This is a genomic window from Natrialba sp. SSL1 (assembly GCF_001861355.1).
GTDB lineage: Archaea > Halobacteriota > Halobacteria > Halobacteriales > Natrialbaceae > Natrialba.
The window spans coordinates 43805-68922 of the sequence record NZ_MASN01000036.1; the positions used below are offsets into that span (position 1 = coordinate 43805).

General features: G+C 62.7%; 25 protein-coding genes. 10 read left to right on the plus strand and 15 right to left on the minus strand.

What is annotated here, in order from left to right; all coding sequences use genetic code 11:
• Nucleotides 1-183: 183 nt before the first annotated feature.
• Entirely contained in the window at nt 184-918 is a 735-nt protein-coding gene (locus BBD46_RS13590; protein ID WP_071402239.1) for an MBL fold metallo-hydrolase, read from the minus strand.
• Between the two features lie 144 nt (nt 919-1062).
• Between BBD46_RS13590 and BBD46_RS13595 the strand changes: the two genes are divergently transcribed.
• From BBD46_RS13595 to BBD46_RS13605, 3 genes are all read left to right on the plus strand, one after another.
• Nucleotides 1063-2190 (plus strand): pyridoxal-phosphate-dependent aminotransferase family protein, encoded by a 1128-nt coding sequence (locus BBD46_RS13595; protein ID WP_071402240.1) that lies wholly within the window; start codon nt 1063-1065, stop codon nt 2188-2190.
• Between the two features lie 104 nt (nt 2191-2294).
• Nucleotides 2295-2603 (plus strand): hypothetical protein, encoded by a 309-nt coding sequence (locus BBD46_RS13600; protein WP_004216627.1) that lies wholly within the window; start codon nt 2295-2297, stop codon nt 2601-2603.
• 197 nt (nt 2604-2800) lie between these two features.
• Nucleotides 2801-4000: a redox-regulated ATPase YchF gene (locus BBD46_RS13605; RefSeq protein WP_071402241.1), complete on the plus strand. Its 1200-nt coding sequence runs from the start codon at nt 2801-2803 to the stop codon at nt 3998-4000.
• A 66-nt stretch (nt 4001-4066) separates the two neighbouring features.
• On the opposite strand, the gene BBD46_RS13610 is transcribed toward BBD46_RS13605, so the two are convergent.
• Entirely contained in the window at nt 4067-4291 is a 225-nt protein-coding gene (locus BBD46_RS13610; protein ID WP_071402242.1) for a hypothetical protein, read from the minus strand.
• Nucleotides 4292-4390: 99 nt separating this feature from the next.
• On the opposite strand from BBD46_RS13610, the gene BBD46_RS13615 reads away from it, so the two are divergent.
• The gene (locus BBD46_RS13615) at nt 4391-5032 is read left to right on the plus strand and encodes a hypothetical protein (RefSeq protein WP_071402243.1); all 642 of its coding nucleotides are present in this window, start codon (nt 4391-4393) and stop codon (nt 5030-5032) included.
• A gap of 107 nt (nt 5033-5139) precedes the next feature.
• Here the strand turns inward: BBD46_RS13615 and BBD46_RS13620 are convergent, their stop codons facing one another.
• The 4 genes from BBD46_RS13620 to BBD46_RS13635 all read right to left on the minus strand — a co-directional run bounded on the left by BBD46_RS13620 (nt 5140) and on the right by BBD46_RS13635 (nt 10760).
• A complete protein-coding gene (locus BBD46_RS13620; protein WP_006652353.1) occupies nt 5140-7014 on the minus strand; it encodes a carbon starvation protein A in 1875 nt (624 codons plus the stop codon).
• A 228-nt stretch (nt 7015-7242) separates the two neighbouring features.
• A complete protein-coding gene (locus BBD46_RS13625; protein ID WP_071402244.1) occupies nt 7243-8223 on the minus strand; it encodes an ArsA family ATPase in 981 nt (326 codons plus the stop codon).
• Nucleotides 8224-8229: 6 nt separating this feature from the next.
• Nucleotides 8230-8526, minus strand: coding sequence for a hypothetical protein (locus BBD46_RS13630; RefSeq protein WP_071402245.1), 297 nt, complete (start codon nt 8524-8526; stop codon nt 8230-8232).
• Nucleotides 8527-8675: 149 nt separating this feature from the next.
• Nucleotides 8676-10760, minus strand: a complete 2085-nt coding sequence (locus tag BBD46_RS13635) for a hypothetical protein (RefSeq protein ID WP_071402246.1) — start codon at nt 10758-10760, stop codon at nt 8676-8678.
• Between the two features lie 185 nt (nt 10761-10945).
• Here BBD46_RS13635 and BBD46_RS13640 point away from each other — a divergent pair, with 185 nt between their 5' ends.
• Nucleotides 10946-12250, plus strand: coding sequence for a CobW family GTP-binding protein (locus tag BBD46_RS13640; RefSeq protein ID WP_071402247.1), 1305 nt, complete (start codon nt 10946-10948; stop codon nt 12248-12250).
• A gap of 265 nt (nt 12251-12515) precedes the next feature.
• Nucleotides 12516-13163, plus strand: a complete 648-nt coding sequence (locus BBD46_RS13645; protein ID WP_071402248.1) for a DUF7344 domain-containing protein — start codon at nt 12516-12518, stop codon at nt 13161-13163.
• A gap of 25 nt (nt 13164-13188) precedes the next feature.
• On the opposite strand, the gene BBD46_RS13650 is transcribed toward BBD46_RS13645, so the two are convergent.
• Nucleotides 13189-14040, minus strand: a complete 852-nt coding sequence (locus BBD46_RS13650) for a VOC family protein (protein WP_071402249.1) — start codon at nt 14038-14040, stop codon at nt 13189-13191.
• A gap of 181 nt (nt 14041-14221) precedes the next feature.
• Nucleotides 14222-14698: a polyketide cyclase gene (locus BBD46_RS13655; RefSeq protein WP_071402250.1), complete on the minus strand. Its 477-nt coding sequence runs from the start codon at nt 14696-14698 to the stop codon at nt 14222-14224.
• 133 nt (nt 14699-14831) lie between these two features.
• Between BBD46_RS13655 and BBD46_RS13660 the strand changes: the two genes are divergently transcribed.
• Nucleotides 14832-15068, plus strand: coding sequence for a hypothetical protein (locus BBD46_RS13660; protein WP_071402251.1), 237 nt, complete (start codon nt 14832-14834; stop codon nt 15066-15068).
• 78 nt (nt 15069-15146) lie between these two features.
• Nucleotides 15147-16772 carry a spermidine synthase gene (locus BBD46_RS13665; RefSeq protein WP_071402252.1) on the plus strand — a complete coding sequence of 542 codons (1626 nt, stop codon included), beginning with the start codon at nt 15147-15149 and terminating at the stop codon, nt 16770-16772.
• Nucleotides 16773-16807: 35 nt separating this feature from the next.
• On the opposite strand, the gene BBD46_RS13670 is transcribed toward BBD46_RS13665, so the two are convergent.
• The 5 genes from BBD46_RS13670 to BBD46_RS13690 form a co-directional block, all read right to left on the minus strand.
• A complete protein-coding gene (locus BBD46_RS13670) occupies nt 16808-16999 on the minus strand; it encodes a hypothetical protein (RefSeq protein WP_139173608.1) in 192 nt (63 codons plus the stop codon).
• 148 nt (nt 17000-17147) lie between these two features.
• Nucleotides 17148-17417: a hypothetical protein gene (locus BBD46_RS13675; RefSeq protein ID WP_071402254.1), complete on the minus strand. Its 270-nt coding sequence runs from the start codon at nt 17415-17417 to the stop codon at nt 17148-17150.
• Nucleotides 17418-17509: 92 nt separating this feature from the next.
• Nucleotides 17510-18505, minus strand: coding sequence for a linear amide C-N hydrolase (locus tag BBD46_RS13680; RefSeq protein ID WP_071402255.1), 996 nt, complete (start codon nt 18503-18505; stop codon nt 17510-17512).
• 142 nt (nt 18506-18647) lie between these two features.
• Complete coding sequence (locus tag BBD46_RS13685; RefSeq protein ID WP_071402256.1) at nt 18648-19526, minus strand: SDR family oxidoreductase; 879 nt, start codon at nt 19524-19526, stop codon at nt 18648-18650.
• A 167-nt stretch (nt 19527-19693) separates the two neighbouring features.
• A complete protein-coding gene (locus BBD46_RS13690) occupies nt 19694-21382 on the minus strand; it encodes an acyl-CoA synthetase (RefSeq protein ID WP_071402257.1) in 1689 nt (562 codons plus the stop codon).
• 184 nt (nt 21383-21566) lie between these two features.
• On the opposite strand from BBD46_RS13690, the gene BBD46_RS13695 reads away from it, so the two are divergent.
• Together BBD46_RS13695 and BBD46_RS13700 are read left to right on the plus strand one after the other, a co-directional pair.
• Complete coding sequence (locus tag BBD46_RS13695) at nt 21567-22064, plus strand: hypothetical protein (RefSeq protein WP_071402258.1); 498 nt, start codon at nt 21567-21569, stop codon at nt 22062-22064.
• A gap of 116 nt (nt 22065-22180) precedes the next feature.
• Nucleotides 22181-23113 carry a ribonucleoside-diphosphate reductase gene (locus tag BBD46_RS13700; RefSeq protein ID WP_071402259.1) on the plus strand — a complete coding sequence of 311 codons (933 nt, stop codon included), beginning with the start codon at nt 22181-22183 and terminating at the stop codon, nt 23111-23113.
• Between the two features lie 442 nt (nt 23114-23555).
• On the opposite strand, the gene BBD46_RS13705 is transcribed toward BBD46_RS13700, so the two are convergent.
• Both BBD46_RS13705 and BBD46_RS13710 read right to left on the minus strand, forming a co-directional pair.
• Nucleotides 23556-24206, minus strand: a complete 651-nt coding sequence (locus BBD46_RS13705) for a helix-turn-helix domain-containing protein (protein WP_071402260.1) — start codon at nt 24204-24206, stop codon at nt 23556-23558.
• 68 nt (nt 24207-24274) lie between these two features.
• Nucleotides 24275-25066: an SDR family NAD(P)-dependent oxidoreductase gene (locus BBD46_RS13710; RefSeq protein ID WP_071402261.1), complete on the minus strand. Its 792-nt coding sequence runs from the start codon at nt 25064-25066 to the stop codon at nt 24275-24277.
• Nucleotides 25067-25118: the final 52 nt, after the last annotated feature.

Below are 25118 nucleotides of genomic sequence, written 5' to 3' on the forward strand. Positions count from 1 at the left end.
ATGCGTGTCGCTGGTCGGTCCGTTGCGGTCGAGGGCGGTGATGTGTCGCTGGGGACCATGCTGTTGTTATGATCCTACAAACGGGCCGCTTATACGTGTTTGGAGAGTTACATATTCGTGACTGTCACGAAAGCAGGTGTATTGAACAAGCGCGAAAAGAACCACAGAACGTGTTCGGCTATCTCACTCGATTGAAATCGTTTTGAGGTCTTCGGCGAATCGAACGTCGCCGTCGTACTGCCGGCCGATCGACTCGAGCATCTCCTCGTGGCGGCCGTCGGTGTGGGGATAGAGGTGTGTCAGGTAGACGCGGCCGATTTCCCGACCAGCGAGTTCACGCCCGAGCGTTTCTGGTGTCGGGTGGTTCGATACGTCGACGTCGTCGGGGAACGAGCAATCGTGAGCCAGGATGGCAGCGCCTTCGGCGAAGTTCGCCAGTCCGGCAAAGGCCTCGCTGTCGCCGCTGAAGACGAACCGATCGTCGAACCGATAGGCCAGACACGGCAGCGAGTGGCGCGTCTCGTAAGCCGAGACGTCGAAGCCTGCGACGGTGAACTCACCGGGGACGACCTCCCGAACCTGCAGGTCGATCTTTCCCTGCATATACTCGTGGACGTCGAGGAGGTCGTCGAGCAACCCCTTGGTTCCCTGCGGGCCGACGACCTCCAGATGCTCCTCGCCGGCGAGCCAGCGGGCTTTCATCAGCGGGAGGAGGTCGGCGACGTGGTCTAAGTGATGGTGGGTGAGCAACACCGTCGAGACGTTCTCGTAGCCGACGCCGGACTGCTGGAGGCGGTGGAGCACACCGGAGCCGCAGTCGATCAGTAGCTGTCGGCCGTCGTTCTGGACGAGAATGCCGGTCTGGAAGCGTTCACCGGTCGGCATCGCGCTCCCGGTTCCGAGGAACGTGACGTGCATACGCGAGTGTGTGACGGCCCGCCCGATAAGGGTAGTCCCTTTGAACCGGTAATCAGCGGTCGCGTGCGGTTCCGATCCGGTGGCCGGGAGTGCCGAATACCGACGACTTTAGTCAGCACCGCCGGTAGACGCGGGTAGATACCAATGCCCACCGACTGCCACGTTCCCGAGCGCCTGCGCATGACGCCGGGGCCGACCGAAATCCCACCCGCAGTTCGAGAGCGCCTCGCCGAACCGGTTCCCAACCCGGACCTCGAACCAGAGTTCTTCGAGTGCTACCGCGCGTTGGCCGACAAACTCACGCGAATTCATACGGCGGATGCGGACGGCTCCACCGCCACGGACGGCAGAGACACCGCCGTCCTCGCCGGTGAGGGTATCCTCGGTCTCGAGGCCGCCATCGACTCGCTCGTCTCTCCCGGGGATCGCGTTCTGTGTCTCTCGAACGGCCGCTACGGCGACGGCTTCGCCGACTTCGTCACCCAGTACGACGGCGACCCGGTCACGTGCGCGGTCCCCTGGGACGAAACCCTCGACCGCGACACCGTCGAGACATCCATCGAGGACGCCGACGAGCCGTTCGACGTGGCAACGATGGTCCACTGTGAAACGCCGACCGGCACGCTGAACGACCTCGGGCCGATTCTGGACGTGCTCAACGACCACGGGATCATCAGCGTCGTCGACGCCGTCTCCTCGCTCGCCGGCACGCCCGTCCCAACGGATCGGATCGATGTCTGTCTCGGCGCGAGCCAGAAGTGCTTCAGCGCACCACCCGGCCTCTCGACCGCAACGATCAGCGAGCGCGCCTGGGACCGCATCGAGACCGTCGAAAACCGCGCCCACTACACCAACCTCACGCCCTGGCGCACCGCCGCCGACGAGGACGAGGAGTGGTTCCCCTACACCCACATGGCCGCGAACATCCGCGCACTCGACGCCGCCGCCGACCAGATCCTCGAGGAAGGCCCCGCACAGGTCTTCGAACGCCACCGCGAGGTCGCCGCCCACTGTCGCGACCGCGCCGCCGACCTCGGCCTCGAGCCCTACCCGACCGCAACCGACGACTGCTCGCCGACGGTGACCGCACTCGAGTACGACGGCAGCGCAACCGACCTACAGGAAACCCTGCGGGAGGAGCACGATATCGTCCTCGCGACGGGGCTCGGCGATCTCGAGGACGACATCATCCGCGTCGGTCACATGGGCTACAACGCGCGGCGCGAACTGGTCGACGAGACGATGGACGCGCTGGCGACGGTACTCGAGTAGCGCTGGGTCCAGCGCCCAGAGCGCACGGCGCTGCCTGCGCACTTCAACCGCGGCCGGAACCTGCAGGTAGAACCGTTTCCCGTGATCCCGTTCTACTGGTTGATATGTCCGACCGCGACTCCAATCTGGATCCTGACGCCGGCACCGATCAGGATCCAACCGAGAAACCGACGCACGACGCGGAGGAAGCCCAGCAGGAGGGTGCGCAGATGGCTCGCAACTGGATCGCGATCGCCGTCGTCTCGATCCTCGTGTTGCTGTTGCTCGTCATTGGCATGATGCAGGCGACCGGGCTGGTCGACGTGTTCGCACCGATCGCGGACACGCAGACCCAGCAGTGGGGTGCCTTTGCCGTTCTTGCGCTGATCGTGCTGGCGATTGCGGGCTGGAGTTGGACGACGCTGGCCCGGTAACTCGTCTCGAGCGGCCGAACTGAGCGGTTGTGCGTCGAATTTTCTTCGCAGTCGAGTGTGTGCTGGTTGTGTACCGATTGTGTGTCAGTTGTGTGGCACTCAGGTACCGATTGTGTACCAGGCGTGTGCTAGGGCCAGCCATAGCACGTCGACGGCAGACAGAAACCCGTTTAGGGCTGGTTCGCCAGACTCTGATAATGAGTACGAGTTACCGAATCGGACTGGTTGGTAAACCGTCCGTCGGGAAATCTTCTTTCTTCAACGCTGCGACGATGAACGACGTGCCCGAGGGGGCGTACCCGTTCACGACCATCGATCCGAGCGTCGGCGAGGCCTACGTCCGCGTCGACTGTGCGGCCCCGGAGTTCGACGAGGAGTGTACGCCGAACGTCGGCTACTGCGACCACGGCACCCGCTTCGTGCCGACGAAACTCGTCGACGTTGCAGGCCTCATTCCCGGCGCACACGAGGGCAACGGCCTCGGCAACCAGTTCCTGAGCGACCTGAACGAGACGGACGTACTCGTCCACGTCGTCGACTTCTCGGGGGAGACCGATCTCGAGGGTGAGCCGACCGAGGGCCACGACCCCCGCGAGGACATCGCCTTCCTGGAGGAGGAACTCGACCAGTGGTACCTCGACATCCTCGAAAAAGGAATCAAGCGGTACGAATCGGGATACACCACCGAGGACGACGCTATCGAGGAAGAACTCGCCGAGCAGATGAGCGCGTTCAAAACCAACGAGGACGAGATCAAACGCCTGATCCGCCGCACCGACATCGGTTTCGATCTCGACGACTGGGAGGACGAGGACCAACTCGAGTTGGCCCGCGAAATCCGCAAGGAGACCAAGCCGATGGTCATCGCGGCGAACAAGATGGACACGCCGGAGGCGCAGGCGAACTACGAGGAGATAACGTCCGATCCCGAGTACGAACACCTGACGATCGTTCCCTGCAGCGCACACGCCGAGAAGGCCCTCAAGTCGGCGGACAAGGCCGGCGTCCTCGACTACCGGCCGGGTGACGACGGCTTCGAAATCACGGGCGATGTCTCCGGCGAGCAAGAACAGGGTCTCGAACAGATCCGCGACTTTCTCGACGAGTACGGCGCAACCGGCGTTCAGGCGGCCCTGGAAACCGCGCTGTTCGACGTACTCGGCGTGACGCCGGTGTTCCCCGGCGGCGCGAACGGCCTCGGAAACGAACGCGGCGAGGTGCTGCCCGACTGCTACCTGATCCCACCGAACTCGACCGCCGAGGACTTCGCCTACAGTCTCCACTCGGACATCGGCGACGGCTTCCTCCATGCGATCGACTGCCGGTCGAACCGCCAGCTCGGAAAGAGCTACGAGGTCGAGCCGCGGGACGTCATCGAGATTATCACGACGAACTGAGCGGGTGTCGGTTCGCTGGCTCTCTTCTCTTCTTTCTCAGCACCCAATCTCTTAGCACCAAGCGCCTCAGTTCCCCCAGGTGAGCTGCCGAACGCGCTCGCTTACTCGAGTCGAAACGCCAGAGAGCCAGCCGTCGGGTGAGAGTCGCCGGAGCGTCGACTCCTCGACTTCGATGCGGGCGTCGCCGTAGGGATCTTGTGTCGCTCGGTCAGTGTCGGACTGTTCGGTCTGTGCGGCCTCAACTGCGACGGACATCGAGCAGCGGCCACACGCCTCGCGTTTTCGTGCCATATGTGATGGGGTCGGTTACTACTCGTCGTTGGACGCTATGGTATGTAAACACACGGGTCGTCCCGACGGCTTTTTGGTCTCCTCGTGGCATTCACCCACATGGAACGAACGGCGGACAGCCACACCGAAACTGGCGTGAGTCCCCAGGACGACGGCTCGCCGGCCGACGGTGACCTCGCGGACGTCCCCGACTGGGACGACGAGTACATCGATAGAGTGAGCGACCGGCTCATGCACAACTACGACCTGGAGAAGGACTACCAGGTTGCGGGTGAGTCGTTCACGCTCTACGGCGAGCTCTCGCTGGTAAGTCAGAAACATTTCCTCCACCCATCACTCTCGTTCGCCGAACACGAGTCGAACGAACACCTGTTCGTCAGTCGTGTCGACCGCGTCGACGACGACACGCTCGATCGGTTCGCGGCTCTCGGCGACGACCTCGCAGACGAGTGGATCGAGGCGACCGAGGAACACTTCTGTACGGAGTTTACGTTCGTGCTCATCACAGACAGCATCCCAGACACCGTCCGGAGTCGTGTCGCCTCCTACGACGGACGAACACTGTTGAAGTACGGCTATCACGGCCACTACGAGACGAACGTCGTCGTTGTCGCACCGGACGAATCGGAACTGGTTGCAAGCGAGAACGCAGACGTTGCAACGGCGTTTCGGCTCTGGGAACCGATCGAACACGAGGAGCCGGGACTACTGGGGTTGCTCTCGCGACGGCTTCAGTTGTAGTTACAGCCAGTCGACGGATTCTCCAGACTGGTGCTGTCGGTACTCGACACACTCGGTCTGCAGCGGTCAAAAATGAACCACACCACCGAGCCGCGAGTGCGGCTCGACTAGTCGTCGTCCTGACTTACGTCGGCTGCGACACCCGTTCCGCTGTCGCGAGCCGTCTGTAAGTTGTCGTAGCCGATCTTGAACAGCGACAGTGCCAGGTATAGCAGTGTCGCGATGATCAGGACCTGAGCGATTGCCGAGCCGATGCCGATGATGCCGGTCTCGGCCTCCGCGGTAATCCCGAGGAGGCGACCACCAATGATCTGGTAGCCACCGACCCATACCAGGCCACAGACCGTGATGAAGCCCATCAGGGCCATCGGCCCACCGGTCGAGACGAGTTGCTTCGTCTTGCTCCAGTTGGCCAGCCAGATCGTTCCCGTGAGGAGTGCAAGCGACGCCAGCAGCTGGTTTGCGCCGCCGAACAGCGTCCAGAGGTCCTCCCAGCGACCGCTGCCGAGCAGGAAGAACGCCACGATGGCGATCACGGACGTGTTGACGTAGCGGTTGGCCGCGTACGCCTCGACCTCGGTTTCGGGCGTGCCGATGAGTTCCTCGAGCATGTACCGACCCAGCCGGACGGCCGTGTCCATACTCGTCAGCAGGAAGCTCGCGAGGACGAGCGCCATGAACGGCGCACCGTACGCCATCGGAATACCGAACGCCGTCAGGATCGCACCGCCACCAGTTGCAAAGTTCGGCAGTGCGAGGCCGATTCCGCCGTCGGCGGCGGGAATCGCGATGATCGTCACGGTGACCAGCGCGACTGCAGCGAGCAGTCCCTCCGCGAGCATGCCACCGTAGCCGATCAGCTTGGCGTCAGTCTCCTTGTTCAGTTGCTTCGCCGTCGTTCCCGAGGAAACCAGCGAGTGGAACCCGCTGACGGTTCCGCATGCGATAGTGAGGAACAACAGCGGGAACAGCGGCATGAGCGGGATTAGCCCCTCCTGTGCGATGGGACCGGCCTCGCCGAAGAAGCCGTACCAGGCACCCGTCTCGATCTGGAAGCTCAGTGCGTCTCCGGTGTCTGGATGCACTGCATCGCTTCCCATTCCGGTGATGAACGTCCCGACGATGACTGCGAGCAGCCCCCCACCGACACCCGTGTACAGCAGGAACGACGAGAGGTAGTCACGCGGTTGTAGCAGCATCCACACCGGCAGGATACTCGCAAGCGCCCCGTAAACGAGGATGACGAGCACCCACGCACCGATGTTGACGCTCTGGAGTAACTCCGGAATGAAGAACGGTGTCGACTCCAACAACACGATTGTCCCCTCAGGGTACTCTCCTGGAACGAGTGCGAGCGGGTACTGGATACCAGCCCAGACCGAGCCGAACACGCCGCCCACGAAGACGACCGTTCCGACGGAAAACGGCAGGCCAAGCTGGTAGAGCCAGACCCCGAACAGGAGCGCGAGCGTGATGTAAATCAGGCTCGCCGTTGCTGCCTGCGGATACGCGTCCAGGACGACCCCGATGACGAGTGCGAACACCGCCACGACCAGAATCGTCAGCAAGAACGCGAACCACAGCAGCATGTTCTTGCCGCGTTCACCGACGTACTCGCCGATGATGTAGCCGATCGACTTCCCCTCGTGTCGAAGGCTGCTCGACAGCGAGACGAAGTCGTGAACCGCGCCGATGAGCGGGTTGCCGATCGCAACCCACAGCACGGCTGGCACCCAGCCCCAGACCAACGCCGCCGTAATCGGTCCGACGACCGGTGCGCCGCCCGCGATACTCGAGTAGTGATGCCCCAATAGGACCGGCTTTTTCGCCGGTACGTACTCCTGACCGTCCTGATACTTGTGCGCCGGTGTCTCACGACTGTCGTCTAAGTTGACGAACTGCGAGAGATACCGACCGTACGTGATGTACGCGACGGTAAACGTCGTCAGTATCAGTGCAACGATCCAGATCACACCTGCCATGTTATTGTCTCCCGCACCAACCGTTGAACGGCAACACCATAAATATAATTTATTTAGATTCGACAAGCCGGCGATAGAAGGGATTATTCGCCGCCAAAATAGGAGATATTTCCGACACGGTCAGATCGAATCGACAGATGGTCAGAGTGTTTCGGGTGAACAACCCACATTCAGGCGGGTTATGGGATAAACGGGCACAAAACCTCGCGCTGCAGCGCGGGGAGGATGTCAAAGCTGCTCACTCGGTGGATCCGCGCTCGAGCCAGCGATATCGAGTTCGGCCGCGACATCGTCGAGAATACTGCCTCGAACTTCCTCGACGCGTGTTTCGATCGTCGCCACGACCGGGACGTCGAACTCCTCGTCAATCTGCTCTAGACGGTCGCGCTCCGTCGCAACACGGTCACGAAGGTAGCGTGCGCCACGGCCCTCCTCGTCCGGGTCAGGTTCGGGAGTCAGCCGATTGACGACGAGTCCGCGAACGGGTAACTCGGCCTCCGTGAGCGTCTCGACCGAACGGTGTGTTTCGCGAATCGATAGTTCGTCCGGGTTCAAGACGAGGTAGAAGGCAGCCTGCTCCCGCAGCACGTCCCCAGCAAATTCGAACCGTTCCTTGCGTCCCTGTAATCGCGCGAGCACCGGGTCGCCGTCCATCACGCGCCGGGGCTCCTGATTGCCGATCGCAGCTTTCTCGTAGAGGTCGATACTCCGCCGACGCTTCGCCATCAGCCGGTCGATCCACTGCTCCAGGAGTTCCGGTAGCGCGAGCAATCGCAGCGTCGAGCCAGTCGGCGAGGTATCGAAGACGACTCTGTCGTACGCCTCGGCGTTCTGCATCACGTCGACGAACCGATCGAACAACGCGGCCTCGTACGCCCCCGGCGTCTGGTGGGCCATCTCGAGTTGGATGTCCACCTCGTTGACCATCGCCGCCGACAGCTGTGCGTTCAACTGTCGCTTGAGATCGAGCAGGTGCTCCTGTACGACCTCGTCCGGATCGATCTCCATCGCAGAGAGCCCCTCGTACCCGTCGACCGACTGGGGCTCGTCGCTAAACTGCTGGCCGAACACGTCAGTCGTGCTGTGGGCCGGATCCGTCGACACGACGAGCGTCTCCTCGTCCGCCCCAGTGCACTCGAGTGCGTACGCGCTGGAGACGGTCGTCTTGCCGACACCACCCTTCCCGCCGAAGAAGACAAAGTCGGTCATCGGCAGTTAGAAGTGGTACTGGTGGCCCTTGCGTTCGACGAGTGATTGGCGGTCCCACATGCGCCGTTCCCAGGCGCTGAACTCGTCTTCGAGGTAGGGGAGCAGTTCGGCGGTGTAGTACGAGACCGGACTCGGAATGCCGAAGGCGTCGGGGAAGCACGCGAGCATGAACGCGTCCTCGGTGTCCTCGGCTTCCTGCTCGATTTTCTCGTAGGCCGGGTGCGTGAACAGTCCGTGGTAGAGCCCCCTGAGCCACTCCTCGAGCGTGGTCCGGAACGACTCGATACGATCGGCAAGTGTCATCGTCGGTCATGCTCGGTGCTGGAGACTAAAATGTATCGCCCTCGCGGACTCGCGGACTCGCGGACTCGCAGACTTGGGAGCTTGCGGACCGACTCAAAAACAGTTACCCCAAGACTGAGAGCACGTTCGAACCCGACAGTGAGCGTCGCTTACCGGTCGGGAATCGCAAACCCGACACGGTGGCTATCGTACCGAAGCGAGACTTCCCGGACCGTTCCGAACTCGCGGTCGTCGTCCGCAGCCTCATCCTCGCTAACCGCATCGGCATCGACGGCGAACGTCTCACCCTCTACGAACTCGCCGTCGATCTCGTCAGCCAGTTCGATCTCGAACCGATCTCCATCCGTCCACACATCCGCGGTGAGTTCGGATGCCGGGAGTGCCTCGCCACCGACGTGTTCGACCGTTCCATCGTCGTACTCGAGTTGAACCGACGGCCGAACGCGCGTCCAGCCGATCCGAGCATCCGTCCCAGCCCAGACGACTTCGATCTCGGTGCCGACGTCGACGTCGTCGATGTCGATCGTCGTCCCGGAGGTGACGGTGTCGTACTCTTCCGCCCACTGGGTCGTCGCCCGTTCGCCGTCGACCAGCAACTCGTACTCGTCTGCCGAGCGTTCGGTGTCGTCGGTGTCGGTTTCGTCGTCCGTAGCCGCAGCCGTTTCTTCGGCCGCTGCCGTATTTGCCGCCGCATACTGCTGGCGGTCACCGAACTCGATCGTCGCCTCGACCGTCTCGCTCTCGTAGTCGTACTCGAAGCTCACTGAGCCTGGCGGCTGGGCCTGAAGTGATCTGATGCTGTCGCTGTTTTCGATGCCGTCCCAGCCGACGAGAATTCGGTCGCTGGGTTCGACGCCCTCGAGCGTCGCCGTCGCACCTTCCGAGAGGGTCTCATCCGTCCACGGCTGTGCGGACGCCTTCGGCTCCGGTGCGTCCTCGGTCGGTCGGTAGTACGGACGCTCGTCGTAGGCGGCGAGATGAAGCCGGTCACCGTCGAGCGGGAAGTCGTCTGCGTAGCTGACAGTGAACTCGCCGGTATCGACATCGAACTCACCTCTGAACCCGAAGTTCGAGAGGACGGTCGTTCCGCTACTCGAGCCGCCGAGCTCGTGGTCGTGGCGCAGCCTGACGGACAGGTTCGGCTCGACGTCGTCCATGTCCAGCACGATCGTATCGCCTTCCTCGAGTTTACCGTGGCCATCGGCCCAGATGTCGCGGTCGTACTCCTCGTCGCCGACCTCGAAGGTGAGGTCCTCGATCGGTGTCGGATCGCCGCGGCCGAGTTCGATCTCGAGGTAGTCGTCGTCGAGGTCGATATCCCGGTCGACGCGAAGAAACCCAGGACTGTCGTGCTCTCTGATGGCGCGTTCGGCGGCGAGGTCGCGTTCGACGGTCGTGCTGACGAACGTCTCATCGACATCAACCGAGGGCTCCTCGGTCGCGGCGTAGGCGAACTCCGCCTCGAGCGATTCGATCAGTTCGTCGCTGATGTCCGACTCGTCCTCGAACTCCAATCCGATCGACTGTTCCATCGTATCCGCGTCGATGACGGTCTGGGCGTGCGTGAAGTACGTCGGTACGGCGTCCGTCTCGCCCGGCGTCAGCAGCTGTTCGTCACCGGTGCGCACCAGACGCATGTGGCTGTCGCCAAAGGCCGACATACCCGCTTCGAGTGTCGATTCTTCATCCAGTAGGCGGGTTGCTTCTGCCGCGTTTGCGTCGACAGCCGCATCGAGCGTCTCGAGTTCGTTGGCGACGATAAGTACGTCGCCGTCAGAACCGAGGACAGCATCCTCGTCGTCGAGTTCAGTGTACTCGTACTCGAGTCCGGCGTCGGTTTCGCGGGACGAGGTGGACTCCTCTAGCTCGACGCCAGACAGGACCGTCAGTGGCTGTGTGGACGCATCGGAGTAGGATGTAACGAGTACGCTTTTCGAGATGTCTTCGGCGTCGAGGTCGAGGACGTTGACGTTCGGATGTGGGTCGTTGGGCTGGTTGGCCTCGAGCAATCGATCGTAGTTCGTGGCCATCAGGACCATCGAGTCCTGTGCGATCTCGGAGGGGAGATACGCGAGCAGGTCGTCGAACGTCGCTTCGGCGGTCGTGGAGGCGGTCGCGGTGTCGGTGCTGGTGTCGGTATGCTCGTCCGTCGCGGCGACGGTCGAACCCGCAACGGCGGCAGCCATCGTCGCACCGATTCCACCGAGGACCGAACGGCGGGGACACTGTTGCATGTAGCAACATTTTAATTCCATCGGTACAAGTAGGTTATCATTACTTTCTACCCCAGAAATACGTCATCGTGACTGTGGTGGTGCCTGGAGAGATCGCATCGCAGCACCCAGCTATTCAGCTATTGGCTTGTCGGAGCGCCGTCGAGACGACGGGTCTTAATCCGTGCAATACAATGACTCCCGATATGACCGCGACGATTCCAGTGACGATTCTTGCTGGCAGCCTGGGTGCGGGAAAGACCACACTCCTCAATCACTTGCTACAGAACGCTGGAGACCGTGATCTTGCCGTCCTCATCAACGATATGGGCGAGGTGAACGTCGATGCCGAACTCGTCGCCGAGGGGTCCGACCTCGACGTCGACAACGGGATCGCCGAACTCTCGAACGGCTGTCTCTGCTGTGAACTGCAGGACGATCTCGAGACGGCCGTCGTCCGGTTGGCTCGAAACCGGGAGTTCGACCACCTGATCGTCGAATCCTCCGGCATCTCTGAACCGGCACCGGTCGCTCGCCTCTTTACGACGACGTCGCGCGTGGCCGCCCGCTACGAGGTCGATTCGATCGTCACGGTGCTCGATACACGGCTGTTCGTCGACACCTTCGGCGGGGAGGCGGTCCCGCAACGAGAGACGGATCCCGCTGCGGAGTCGGACCGCCCGCTGTCGGATCTGTTGATCGAACAGTTGGAGGTCGCCGATGTCGTTCTCTGTAACAAGGCAGACCGCTGTTCGCCGGCGGAACTCGCGGAGGCGACGGCACTCGTCGAAGCGCTCCAGCCCGACGTGCAGACGATTCAGACCGAGTTCAGTGCGGTCGATCCGAATCAGTTGCTCGGTGTCGATCTATTCGATCCGGCCCAACTCGACGAACGCGAGAGTCTGGACCGAGTGGCTGCGGCGGCCGATGATGGCCAGTATCAACACCAGGACCACAACCAGGGCAACGACCACCACCAACACCGACACCCCAACGACGTCTACGGCGTCGACTCCTTTGTCTACCGCTCGCGTCGTCCCTTCCACCCCGAGCGATTCGCTTCTTTCCTCCGGACGCTTCCAGAGTCCGTCGTCAGATCCAAGGGAACCGTCTGGGTCGCGACCACCGACATGCAGCTCACCCTCTCCCAGGCCGGCCCCTCGAGTCGTCTCACCGCAACCGGCCCCTGGATCGCCGATCTCCCCGACCTCGAGCGCGACCTCTATCGCTCGAACCGACCGGCACTCGAGTGGGACGACGAGGTCGGCGACCGGCAGACGGAACTCGTCTTCATCGGGACGGGGTTCGACGACGGTGGAGAGACTGTAGACACTTCCACGGCTGACAACGGTTGCGAGCGCGAAACAGCAGGACTCGAACAGCGACTGCGCGCGCGCCTCGCAGCGTGCCTGGTGTCGGATGCTGAATGGGAACAACAGACAGCTGGTCAAGAGACGAAGTTTCCCGATGATACGGGGGAAGAAGCCGTCTTCCGGACGAATACGTCGTAGCTATCAACTGGTCAGAACGGCCACGACAACCGAGACTCAGAATCACACGAATGTCCTATCTTCCTTGGTCTTAGCTTCTGTACTGTACCACCTTATGAAGATGTTAGATTCGCCAATACACCACTAACAACCGCTTTAGGACACTAATACGTGATTAACAGCGACAGTCTGGTTTTTGAAACGTATTGCAACTTTTACTGTTTTTCTCGACACGACGTACAATAACGTTTAGGTAGGCGCAGTTCGCCCGACCGAAGTAGGTAGTATGAGCATCACCGACCGCCCAACCCCCGCCGATCCTGAAACGGAGTCGGCATCCCCGTCGGACGACACGACAGCGGAATCGACAGCCCTCTCCGACGACGACGTGTTCCACATCCTCCAGACGTCGCGCAGGCGAGAGGCGATTCGGTACGTGTTACAGAGCGACGACACCGTCAAGATGGGTGCACTCGCAGAGCACGTCGCCGCCCGCGAGCACGATACCACCGTCGCCAAACTGACCTCGACGCAGCGCCAGCGCGTCTACATCCCACTGTACCAGTCCCACCTCCCCAAACTCGACAAGGCGGGTGTCATCGAGTACAACAAATCACGCGGCATTATCCGCCCTGGTGAGCACCTCGAAACGTTCAGGCCGTATCTCGAGGTTGCAACACCGGACACACCAGCAGACGACGCCCAATCGCTGCGGACGCGTCTCGACGGGCAGATCGACACCGACGAGACCTACTACGTGGCCACCGCGGCAGCGAGCGTCGGCCTGCTTCTCGCCGCCGCGTTCGGCCTGCTCCCCATCTCCGGACTCACCCTCGGGACGATCATCACGACGCTGTTCGTTCTCACGACGGTCGCGTGTGCGGATGACCACCGACTGATCCTCACTCAGGTCGCCGGTCGCCGTCGCAGCTAACCGAACGGAACGTCACCCGTCAGAATCAGGACTCGACTCGGAACCGGACCTCGATGTCGTCCGGTCCCGTAACAGCGACCCCGTCGTCCAGTTCAGTGGCCGTATACTGACCGGCTGCGAGTCGATCTCGAATCGTCTCGAGTGCCGCTGCGTCTGAGACCACAACCTCGAACCAGGATAGGCCGCGCCCGCTGGCTGGTTCGGCACGGTGATTCCACGTGTTCCCGGCAACGTGGTGGTGGTAGCCACCAGCACCCACGAACACCGCGTCCGGCACCGTCGCCTGAATTTCGAACCCGACAGTGTCGACGTAGAAGTCCCGGAACGCGTCCAGTGACGACACTTCGAGGTGAACGTGCCCGACATCCGTACCGGCGGGGAGTTCCGATGCACCCGTGGCAGCCGCCTCGATCGGACCGAGGTCGAGGGGCCGCGTATACATCTGCACGCCCCCATCGGAGCCCGCGGGCCACTCCGAACGCGGGAAGTCCCGATAGATCTCGATGCCGTTTCCCTCCGGATCAGTGCTGTACAGCGCCTCGCTGACGCCGTGGTCGGACGCACCACTGAGTTGCCACCGGTCCTGGAGTCGAGCCAGTGCATCGCCCAGCGCCTCGCGCGAGGGGACTCTGAACGCGTTGTGGAACAGCCCGACAGCCGATCGGTGTCGGTCGGCTGCATCCTCATCTCGCTCCAGTACGAGAAGCGGCGTCTCACTGACACCGAGAACGGCGGTCGTCTCCGACTGCCGGAGCACAGTGAGTCCGACGACGGTCCGGTAGAACTCGGTCATCTCCGCGAGGTCGGTGACACGAAGTGCAGTTCGGCCGATCCGTGCGTCCTGGGGGAGCGCACCCGAATCAGGTTGTGTGGCCATCTTAGTATCCTGTGCCCCCCATAGTCATGTCGCTAGCGATCGTACCGAGTACGAGCACCACCGAGTGTCGTCGCGGCATCTCAGTACCTAATTTGGTTGCAGACGCATATATACCGCGGGCAACACGTATGTTACCAGATTGTCCCGACACAACTGCTCTGTCTCAGTGGCGTCTCGCGACCTACTCGAGTTCCGCGGCGAACGTCTCGAGTGCGCGTTGCAGTTCGCCTTTGCGTTTCCAGGCGGCGATTCGGTCACCGAAGGGAAAGGGAGCGGCGAGGGAGACGGCGGAGCGGAGGGTAAGGTGGGTTTGGGAGTGCTGTTGCTGGTGGTCATGGTGTTGCTGGCCCTGTTGCTGCTCCTGTCCCTGTCCTCGCTCAGCCGCAGACTCGAACTCGACCCACGTCTCCATATGTGAAAACGGTCCCCGCTCACCCGCCTGCGTATAGTAGATCGTTCCCTCGCGTTCTTCGAACTCCAGCGGAAGTTGCATTCCGGGGCCGCTGGCGACGACTGTCGTGGTACCCGCCGACTCGTCCTCGTCGATATCGACGACGGTGAAACTCCCCTCCGCCTCGACGATCGCCGCCGGATCGAGGTGCTTCTGGAGTGCCGCCGGCGAGACGTCGATCGTTCGGGACACGGTAACCTCACGCATACGTCTGCGGTTCGAGCGAGGCGTTATAAAGCCCGCTGCTTGTGCGTATCTGGGCCATGAGTTGTCCAGTACGAACGCACTCACAGCGCCAACGACGGAAACGGCTAAGTGACTGACGCTCTCCTATCGCGCTATGGCTGGCGATTCCGGCACGGACGGCGACCGCGGCGGCTTTCGTGAGGGACTGGAATCCTCTGCAGGCGATCCGCGACTGCTCATCGTCCTCAACGCAATCCTCTCTGCACTGTTCGCCTGGTGGCTCGTCTGGGGCGCAGCGCTCATCGGTGCAGTGGAGTACAGTCTGGCGACGGTCGCCGTCGTCGCGGTCGGACTGTTCTTGCTGACGCACGTGATGACGCGGCCATCGTAGGGCTGCTGCAGAACAGCCCACCGACGCTGACGCGCCGAGGCGACAGGTACTCACGGCCGGACCGTCACATTCCGGACGATGGCCCTCCAGCAGGTCGCTGCGTATCGCCCGACGAAACCCGAACTCGCCGTCTTCGTCTCGGGGGTCACGAGCATGGGACTCGAGATCCTCGCCGTGCGGGTGATCGCCCCGCAGTTCGGGAATCATATCTACACCGTCGGCGGCATTCTCACCGTCCTCCTCGCTGCACTGAGCCTCGGCTACTGGCAAGGTGGCAAGCGGGCGGCGACCGCGAGCACCCGCGAAATGAGCTGGCTCATGCTCGGGACCGCGGTCTACGTCGCCGTGGTGATCTTCGCGAGCGACCTGCTTCTTACGTACACCTCGACGCTCGCACTGCCGCCGCGCTATGCCTCACTGCCTGCGGTTATCATCCTCTTTGGGCCGCCGACCTACCTGCTCGGCTTCATCAGTCCCTACGCGGCCGAACTCTCTCGAAAGCGCGGGACTGGCGAAGCGTCGGGCCACGTTTACGCGCTCGGCACCATCGGCAGCATCGTCGGCTCGGGTGCGACGACGTTCATCCTGATTCCCTCCATGGGTATCGACGCGATCGGCCTCCTGTTCGGGCTCATGCTCGTCGCCACCGCACTCGTCCTCGTCGCGCCGAGTCTGCCCCGCAGACCAACCGTCGCGAGCGTTTTCATCGCACTCATCCTCGTCCTCGCCGCGGCTGGCGGCCCCGCGATCTTCGACGTCGATCACCGCGGCGAAATCGTCCACGAAACCCAGACGCCACACCAGCAACTCGAGATCGTCGACGACGACAACGTCCGAACGATGTACTTGGACGGCGCACGACACAGCGCGCTCAACAAAGACGACCCAGACGAGCACGTCTTCACCTACACGAAGTACTTCCACCTGCCGATGTTGATGACCGACGACATCGACGACGTCGACCGGGTTCTGTTCGTCGGTGGCGGCGGCTACACCGGCCCGACGGACTTCGCGGAGCAGTACGACGCGACCGTCGATGTCGTCGAAATCGATCCGTCCGTTACCGACGCCGCAGAGGAGTACTTCACACTCGAGGACCACGACGAACGCGACGATCTGAACGTTTACGCGACCGACGGTCGGCAGTTCCTCCAGAACACCGACGAGACCTACGACGTGATCGTTCTCGACGCCTACAAAAAGGATCAGGTCCCGTTCCACCTGACGACCGTGGAGTTCATGGAACTCGCCTCGGACCGACTGGCCGACGACGGCATCCTCCACGCGAACGTCATCGCCGCACCCAGTGGTCCGGCAGCCGAGTTCTACCACGCCCAGTACGAAACGATCGACGAGGTCTTCCCCGAGGCCTACAGCTTCCGCACCTCGGACGCGAACGCGATTCAGAACATCCAGGTCGTCGCGACCAACGACGACAGCGCACCCGTGTTCGACGAGGCGGTACTCGAGTCCCGAAACGACGAGCGAGCCGCGGCGATGGGGGTCGACCTCAGCGGTGCCATCGACAACAAACTCGACGAGCCAGACACGGACGACGCGCCGGTGTTGCGAGACGACCGCGGCGAGGTGGACAGCCTGCTCGATCCGATGTTCGGCCAGCGGTACGTGATCGAGGAGTCGGACGGTGGTGATGTCGAGGCCGGAGCGGAGCCGAGTGAGCCGGCTGCGTCGCTCGTCGGCTAATGCTGTCCGAATCCGAATCGTGCTGATCGCTGCCGTCAGCGATAGATCTGCTGATACCGCTCGCGATACTCCCGGAGTGCGATCCGTGCGCGTCGACGAGACTGAAAGCCGAAGCCGACGGCCGGACACTCCTCGTCCGGACAGGCCCAGACGAACGTCTCCGAGCGCGGATCTCTCGTCACCGAGACGTCCCGCTCACAACGCGGACAGCACCATCCCCAGCGGATGTCGCCGGCGTACTCGTTTGCGTGCGAATCAGAGCCAGAGCCAGCGCCAGCATCAAAACCGGAACCAGAACCAGAACCAGATCCTCCCATTCGATACCGACCAGAATGCCGCCAGCCAGAAAGGGACTCGAGTACACCTGTGTACGCTTCAAGTGCGATTGGCACGGCGGGTGTCCCGCCGCACGGCAAGATAGAGGCCGACGAGGAGGAGGCCGAACAGGACGGCACCGCGCAGGCCGGTCATGACTGTGGCGAGGAGGAGGACGGCGAACAGCGTCAGCCCCCATGCCGGCGGATTCGCCACACGGTGGTGTCTTGCGTTCAGCGTGACACTCCCGCCTACGACCGCAAATGCGATGAGCGCAAGCAGTGAGGCCAGCAGGACATCCGCACTGTTGACCAGTTGGACCAGAGACATTGCCCGGACAGTACGCTGCAGGTGTATAAATACACTGAGCTGTTGGGTTGCTGGTGCGCTGCCGGGCTACGCGGAGACGGCGGTGTGCCCGCTCACCCGGTCGCCGCTTCGGGGCCGAGGAAGGCGAACGGCTCGCGCGGCTCTAGCTGGCCGGAGACATCACCGGCGAACGCGTTCGACTGGTTGGGTCCGAGTTGGAGGGTCCGCGCCCCGGAGCCAGCCGAGAAATCGAGTTCGTCGAGTTCGACCCAGAAGGCGTTGGGCATGAGTGCCGACTCGAAGTAATAGATGCCGTCCTTGTGGTCCGCGACGGTTCGCCAGCGCGTCGAGGAAATGTGGGGTTCGTCCGGCGTGCTGATGCCGTACGGCACCGAGGCGTTTCGAATTACGCCGAACGCGCTGGCGGTCGCGGTACGACGGTCCTCGACGCTCGGCACGGCGTCGACGTAGAACCGCGCCCGCACGAATCGGTCTGCCGGACGGTTCGTGCCGGGCAGCATGACCGTGCCGCCGATCTCGTTCCAGTACTCGGACAGCGCGAGTTGCTTGTCGAACGTCGGCGAGTTCGTCATCACCTGATACTTCCGACCGTGGTGAATGGTGAGTTCGCCGTCGACGTACTCCATGATCGCGCTGTCGCCGGTCGCGTCCGAGAGGGAGAGATGCAGCGCCGCCAGTCTGTCCTGTCCGGGGACCTGCTCGGTGACGACGACGAACTCCTCCTGTTGGGCGTGCTCGACGGCGTCCGAGACGGTTTCGAAGTTGTCGAGCATGTACTGTGCCCACAGCGAGATCGCCATGGCATCTTCCTCGCCGTCCCAGTCAGGATACTCCGATTCAGGGAGCCACAGCAGGTTGGCGACCAGGCCGGCCTCGTTCATGCCATCAGTGGTGGCGATATCGTAGGCGGTCGTGACGACGCTGCCGTACTCTGCTGTCCACTCCATCGGGGTCGGGCCGACCTGACCGGTCCGCTCCATGTCGCGCGGGAGCGTCCAGATGTTGCTCTCGATATCTTCGCCCCAGTCCATCGATCGAGCCGTGAGAACGCGCCCCTCCTCGCCGAGATACACCAGTCGCGTGCACATCTATCGCCGCCCTCCTGAAACCGCGCCACACCGTTCGTCGATTGAACCCATAGGAGAGTTGCCACCTCCTGTAGAAATAATGAACGCACCTGCATTGGCAATGTCGTCCGCAAACGGTACCGATACACCCCAATTCGACGGGTTACTCGTTCGACCGGCTATACTCCGGATCGAACAACTGCGCCGACCCGGGCGCTGGATCGCCCTCGGTGAGGTTGTACCGCGAGAAGTCCTCGACGCCGGCCTCCTGCAGGAGTTCCTCGTCGTACACCGCGTTCCCGGTGAACGAGGCCGGATCACGAGAGAGGATCTCGAGTACCGTATCCGATACGATCTCGGGCGTCCGCCAGTCGTCCTCCGTCCCGAGTCCGAAGTAGCGCGTCGCGCGCGTATCGATCGCCGTCACGGGCCAGAAGGTGTTACAACCGACGTCGTCGTCGCCGAGTTCGCTCGCCATCGAGAGCGTCAGGAACGACATCCCCAGCTTGGACCACGCGTAGGGCGCTTCGCCTGGCGCACGGTCGATCTTGACCGGCGGCGCGTTGGTCAACAACCAGGCGTTCTCGACCTCGCGAAGGTGGCCGGCGAAGGCCCGCGAGACGAGGTAGGTGCCGCGAATGTTGACGTCAGTCATGAGATCGAACCGGTTCGGCGGCAGATCCTCCACCGTCAACAACTGAATCGCGCTCGCGTTGTTGATGACGATGTTGACCTCGCCGAACTCCTCGATAGCGCGCTCGGCTGCAGCGTTGACGGCGTCCTCGCTTCGAACGTCGAGCTGGATCGGGAGCGCCTCGACGCCGTGTTCGCGTGCCTCGCGGGCCGTCTGCTCGATCGAGCCCTCGAGGTCCGGGCCGCTTCCGTCTTCGCTCTCGTCTGCGTCCGCCTCGCTCGTCTTCCCCGTCGACACGATGTTGCAGCCCTGCTCGGCCAGCGCGAGGGCGATTTCCTTGCCGATGCCGCGAGTCGTCCCGGTGATAAACGCCGTCTGTCCGGCGAGGTCCGGCTTCTCGAGTGCCATACCCGACCATCTGTCGGCACCAGTATAAACTTACGCCACGGGGAGAGTTCAGAGCCCAGCTGGGACCGGTCAGAACGGGATGCAGTTGGGGTAACTCGAGTGCCCGTTCAATACGCCCCAGAATAGCTCTCCCCTTACCCTCCCATTCCGGCAGCTGCGCTCCCAGCCTAGTCGCGAAGCGAGCGCCGCCGAATCTTGCCGGTCGTGGTAGTCGGGAGTTCGTCGACGAAGTCAATCTCCTGTGGGTACTCGTACTCCGCGAGGCGTTCGCGGACGAGGGTGCGAATTTCCTCGCGGAGCTGCGCCGCGTCCGTCACCGCAGTGGCGGGCTGGACGAACGCCTTGATCGCTTCGCCGCGGGTTTCGTCCGGCACGCCGACGACGCCGACCTGTTCGACGGCGTCGTGGTGGAGAATCGCCTCCTCGACTTCCATCGGGCCGACGCGATAGCCGCTGGTGAGGATCACGTCGTCGGTCCGCGAGACGAACCACAGGTAGCCGTCGTCGTCGCGTTCGACGAGGTCGCCGGTTCGGAACCATCCCCCGTCGGTCTGCTTGGCCGCCGTCTTCTCCGGCAGTCCCCAGTACTCGTTGAAGAACACCCGCCGATCGTCCGGCTTGACGGCTAACTCGCCCACCTCGCCGTCCGCTACCCGTTCCTCGGCGTCGGGATCGAGAATCGCCACCTCGTATCCCGGGAACGGCTTGCCCATGCTCCCCGGCCGCGTCTCGAACCACGAGGAGTTGCCGACGACCAGATTGAGCTCCGTCTGTCCGTAGAAGTCGTTGATCCCCACGTCGGCGAACGTCTCCTGCACCCAGTCGACCACCTCCGGCGTCAGCGGCTCGCCTGCAGACGCGAACGTCTCGAGTGCCAGATCAAACTGCCCCTCGGGGTCGTCGACGCCCATTAGCATCCGGAGCGCGGTCGGTGGCATGAACGCCTGGGTTACTTCGTGGCGTTCCAGCAGGTCGTAGGCCGCCTCGGGGTCGAACCCCTCCCGCGGCCAGCCGACGATCGTACAGCCGTGGTGCCACGCGGCGAAGAGCGTCCCGCCGAGTGCAGCGCCCCAGGCCCAGTCCGCGGGCGTCCACAGCGTCGCCTCGCCCTCCGCGAGCCCCTGCTCGAAATAGTTGTACGCCGCCGCGGCGCGGCCGAGCCACAGCGCGTGACTGTGGAGGACACCCTTCGGCGGCCCCGTCGACCCGCTCGTGTACATAATCGCGGACGGCGTCTCCGGCGTCGCATTGTAGACCTCGATTCCCGGCTCGTGCGAAGCGAGCAATTCGTCGAAGGCGTACGCATCGCCGTCGACCGAGTCGGCGGTGCCGAGTTCGATCACGGACTCGAGTGCCGGACACGCATCACGAATTTCCTCGATAGTTTCGCGGACACTCGGATCGACGACGACGGCGGTGGCCTCGCTGTCCTCGAGGCGGTACTGGAGCGCGTCCCGACCGAAGAGGACGGTGAGGGGCACCGACACCGCACCGAGTTTCCAGTTTGCGAGGTGGGTGATTGGGTTCTGGGGTTTCTGGGGAACGACGACGCCCACGCGGTCACCTGCCTCGACGCCGAGGTCGGCGAGTGCGGCGGCGAGGCGGTCAGAGCGGTCGTCGAGGTCGTCGAAGGTGTACGTCTCGATGGTGTCCTCGTTGGACACCGTTTCGCCGTCGCCGTTTCCGTTGTTCTCGTCGTTTTCGTCGGGTCGCTCGTATCGGAGCGCGACGCGGCTCGTATCGTCGTGTTTGCGAAGGAAGTCGACGGCCGGGTTGAATTCGTCTGGGAGGTCCCACTCGAACTCCTCGCGAGCACGGTCGTAGTCGTCGAACGTCGGCATCACCGTCCAGCTCATGAATGTGTTCTCACATCACACGGAACCCACATAGCGTTTGCCGACCGCGTGAGTGTCGCAGTTACTGCGAAGCGAGAGCAAGTGAGTGCCACATTTCTGATGAGGGGGAGAGCAGGCGATGAGGCATAAAGGATACAGCGAGACAGGCAAAGACCTACCCGCTAGTCGTCCTCACCACCGATAGATGCAACTCGAACAGTCACCCCAGGAGGCCGTCTGGAGCGGAACGGTCCCCAGCGCACTCGACGCACGCGTGCTCGGTTTGATCGTCGTGATCGCTGGCCTCGCGGCGTCGGTGAACGTCCCCTACGGTGGCGTTCCGCTCGCGGTCGCCGCGTTCGTGCTCCTCACCGGTGTCGGAATCGCCGTGCACGTCCTCGGTGAGCGAAAACTGCGCCGTATCACCGACGGACTCGTCGACCGCTGGATCGAGGCCGGCGGTGCAATCGAAGACGTCACGAAGTCGTCCGACGGCATGCGGACGGAGTGGACCGTCCACACCCCAGATGGAACGATCACGATCGGCGGCATTGCCCTCGTCCCGCTGTCTCGACTCTCGGTGGAGTGGCAGGGCGTCGGCGACTCGATGGACGCCAGCGAGGCCGCGGACAACATGGACCAGCTCGCAGCGACGCTGTACGAGGAAATCTTCGAAATTGGCTCGGCGTCGCAGCGATCGTAACGCTAGTGACGTACTCCCCCACGGCTGTTCTCCCCTCCGTGAAAACCACTCCTTCGGAGTTGTTATCAGTTTCTGAAGGATCTGTATTTTAATACTCGGACAGAATACCGTGGTACATGGTAACAGAATACACGCCGACCGAGCTGATGGATCGGGACTCCCGGTCGAACCGGTACTATCGGAACGCGGTCGAACGCCACTGGGATCCGGGTGAGATCGAACTCGAGGAGGATGTCGAGAACCTGCTCGCACACATCGAGGCATCGGACGAGTACGACCGATCCTACTGGGACCGGACGCTCAACGGCATCGCGAAGTTCGGGGCGGGCGAGGACGCCGTGACGGAAGACCTCGCGCCGCTCGCGACAGTGCTCGACGACATCGACGACCAGCTGTTTCTGACGACACAGCTGTACGAGGAGGCCAAACACGCCGACTTCTTCGACCGCTACTGGCGCGAGGTTATCTGGACCGTCGAGGACGAACTCGGCTGGGAGCGTTCGAACCCGCGCAACGACAAGTGGTTCAACGAGCCCTACGTCGACCTGTTCGACCGTAACCGGAAGGCACAGTACCGCCTCCTCGAGGAGGACACGCTCGACAACCGTGCGAAAGCCTACTGTCACTACCACCTCACGGTCGAAGGCATCCTGGCCCAGACGGGCTACTACGGGATGCAGACCTCCTACGGCGGCGAGTTCGAGGAGCTCCCCCACCTCCCCGGCCTCGTCGAGGGCTTTACGAAGATTCGCAGCGACGAGGGTCGCCACGTCGGCTTCGGGATGAACCAACTCAAGAAACTGATCGCGGAGGGCGTCGATCCTGCGCTCATCGAAGACACCGTTCACGACCTTCTCCCGCTCGTCCAGGGGATTACCGAAGACGAGCGGTTCCAACCCGACGACGAGGCAGAGCGCGTCGGACTCGAGGACGGCGCGCTCGCGGCCTACGCAGTCGAGAAGCATACGGACAGAATGCAACAGATCACGGACGCTGCAGCCGAGATCCCGGATGTTGACGAACTGGTTCGGCTAGAGGGCGACGACTAAGGCGGTCTCGCGAGTCCAACTTTCGGCTTTGGCAACCACAGGCCCCGTCTGCGAGTATACTTCGCGATTGACTGTCGTAGATCAGGAACTCGTAAACTGGAAGTTCGTCCCGTCACAGTTCGGACAGGCGGTCTGATTCCTCGGTGCAGGAGTCACGGTATCCTCAGACAGGTAGACGAAGTCACAGCCAGCACACTCGACGTAATTCTTCACCTCCCCACCTCTGCGAGCCAGTGGGATCCCGACTCTCCACTCCCGTCGCCACGCCACATCCCTTGAGCCACCCAGAGAGCGGAGGTGCTTCTACCGGCGGGTGCGACGGTCGTTACTGTTCGAGTTGGCAACTGAGCCGTTCCCGCGGGTCGATCAGTTCCACACACGAATTAGTCTATGGGAAGCAGACGGGTAGTCCTGACTTTTGCTTGTGTAATGCCTTTATATGCTACTCGGACGGTCGGACCAATGTGCTCGCAATCAGTCGTCTCGTCCCTCGCTGGAGGCGCGAAGCGAACGCCTGCCTCGTAATATCGAGCTCCGCAGCGATAGCTTGCTGGCTCGCCTGTCGCGGCGAATCGAAGTAGCCCCGCGCGTAGGCGAGCGTCAGCGCCTCGCGCTGGGCGTCAGTGAGGTCGTACTCCTGGCCGGAGTGCAACGGAGAGAGGGCGTGGAGTTCAGTCAGTTCGACGGGGATGTCGTGGTCCCGGCAGTACGTCTGGAAGTCGGAGACGTCGGCCTGACTCTCGCCGCGAATTTCGAACGTCCACTTGTCCTCCCGTCCGATTGCAGAAACTAGTGCCACGTCCGTCTCGAGTATTGCCGACAGAACGCTCTCGTAGTCGAAATCCCAGTCGATTCGCACGAACAGTTCGCCGTCGACGTCGTCGATGATCCGAAGGTCGTCGATTCCAGGATGAGAGATTCCCTCGAGGTCGATCTCCTCTGAATCGACGTCCTGCAACCAGAAGTACGGGATCAACACCTGCGTCGCCGGGACGACTCGATCCAGTTCGATCTGTGCTGCGGGGAATTTTGCAAAGACCCCCGCGAGGGGGAAGGTCCCCTCCGTCGCAGCGAACGAGGCTTCGATGGCCATAGCGCGGATACGACGGGACCAGTAAAGTGTCCGTGGGGCGATCGCCTCCGTCGTGGCTCACCCTTCGCTCAGAAGCTAAAGAGATCGACGCCGCCCGTAACGCCGATCACCTGCCCCGTCACGTACGAGGCCTGCTCCGAACAGAGGTAGGCGACCATATTGGCCACGTCCTCTTCCGTGCCGAGGTGGCGCATCGGCGTCGCCTCCGCGATTCGCGCGTAGTACTCGTCGACGTGCTCGCTGAGTTCCTCCGGCCCCATCTCGGCCCACGCGCCGACGACGATGTTCGGCGCGACCACGTTCGACGTGACGCCGGACTGGGCCCCCTCGAGTGCCATCGTTCGTCCGAGACCGATCATGGCAGCCTTCGTCGCCGAGTAGGAGAGTTGTCCGAAGCCGCCGTACCAGCCGGCCATCGAGGACATGGTGACGACACGGCCCCAGCCGCGCTCGCACATCCGCGGGAAGACCTCCTTGCTCACGTTGTACGTCCCCGTCAGGTTGATTTCCACGTCGCGCTCCCACACGTCGTCGTCGTAGCCGTCGACTCGCGAGCGTGCGTCGACCATCGCCGCGTTGTTCACGAGGATATCCACCCCGCCGAAGGCGTCGCGAACGTCCGCTATCGAGGCCGCGACGTCGTCGCGGTCGGTCAAGTCGCACTCGAGTGCCATCGCTGCGCCGCTGTCTGCGTCGCCCTCCTCGTTGATCTCGCTAGCTACGCGGTCGGCACCATCCGCGTCCACGTCCAGAACCACGACGTTCGCGCCCTCGTTTGCGAGAATTCGACAGTCTGCGCTTCCGATTCGTCCGGCACCGCCGGTGGCGACGGCCGTCCGTCCCTCGAGTCCGAAATCCATCTCCTCGCTGACTACTTCGAACGGTTATTTAAATTTGTGTGCCATTCACACA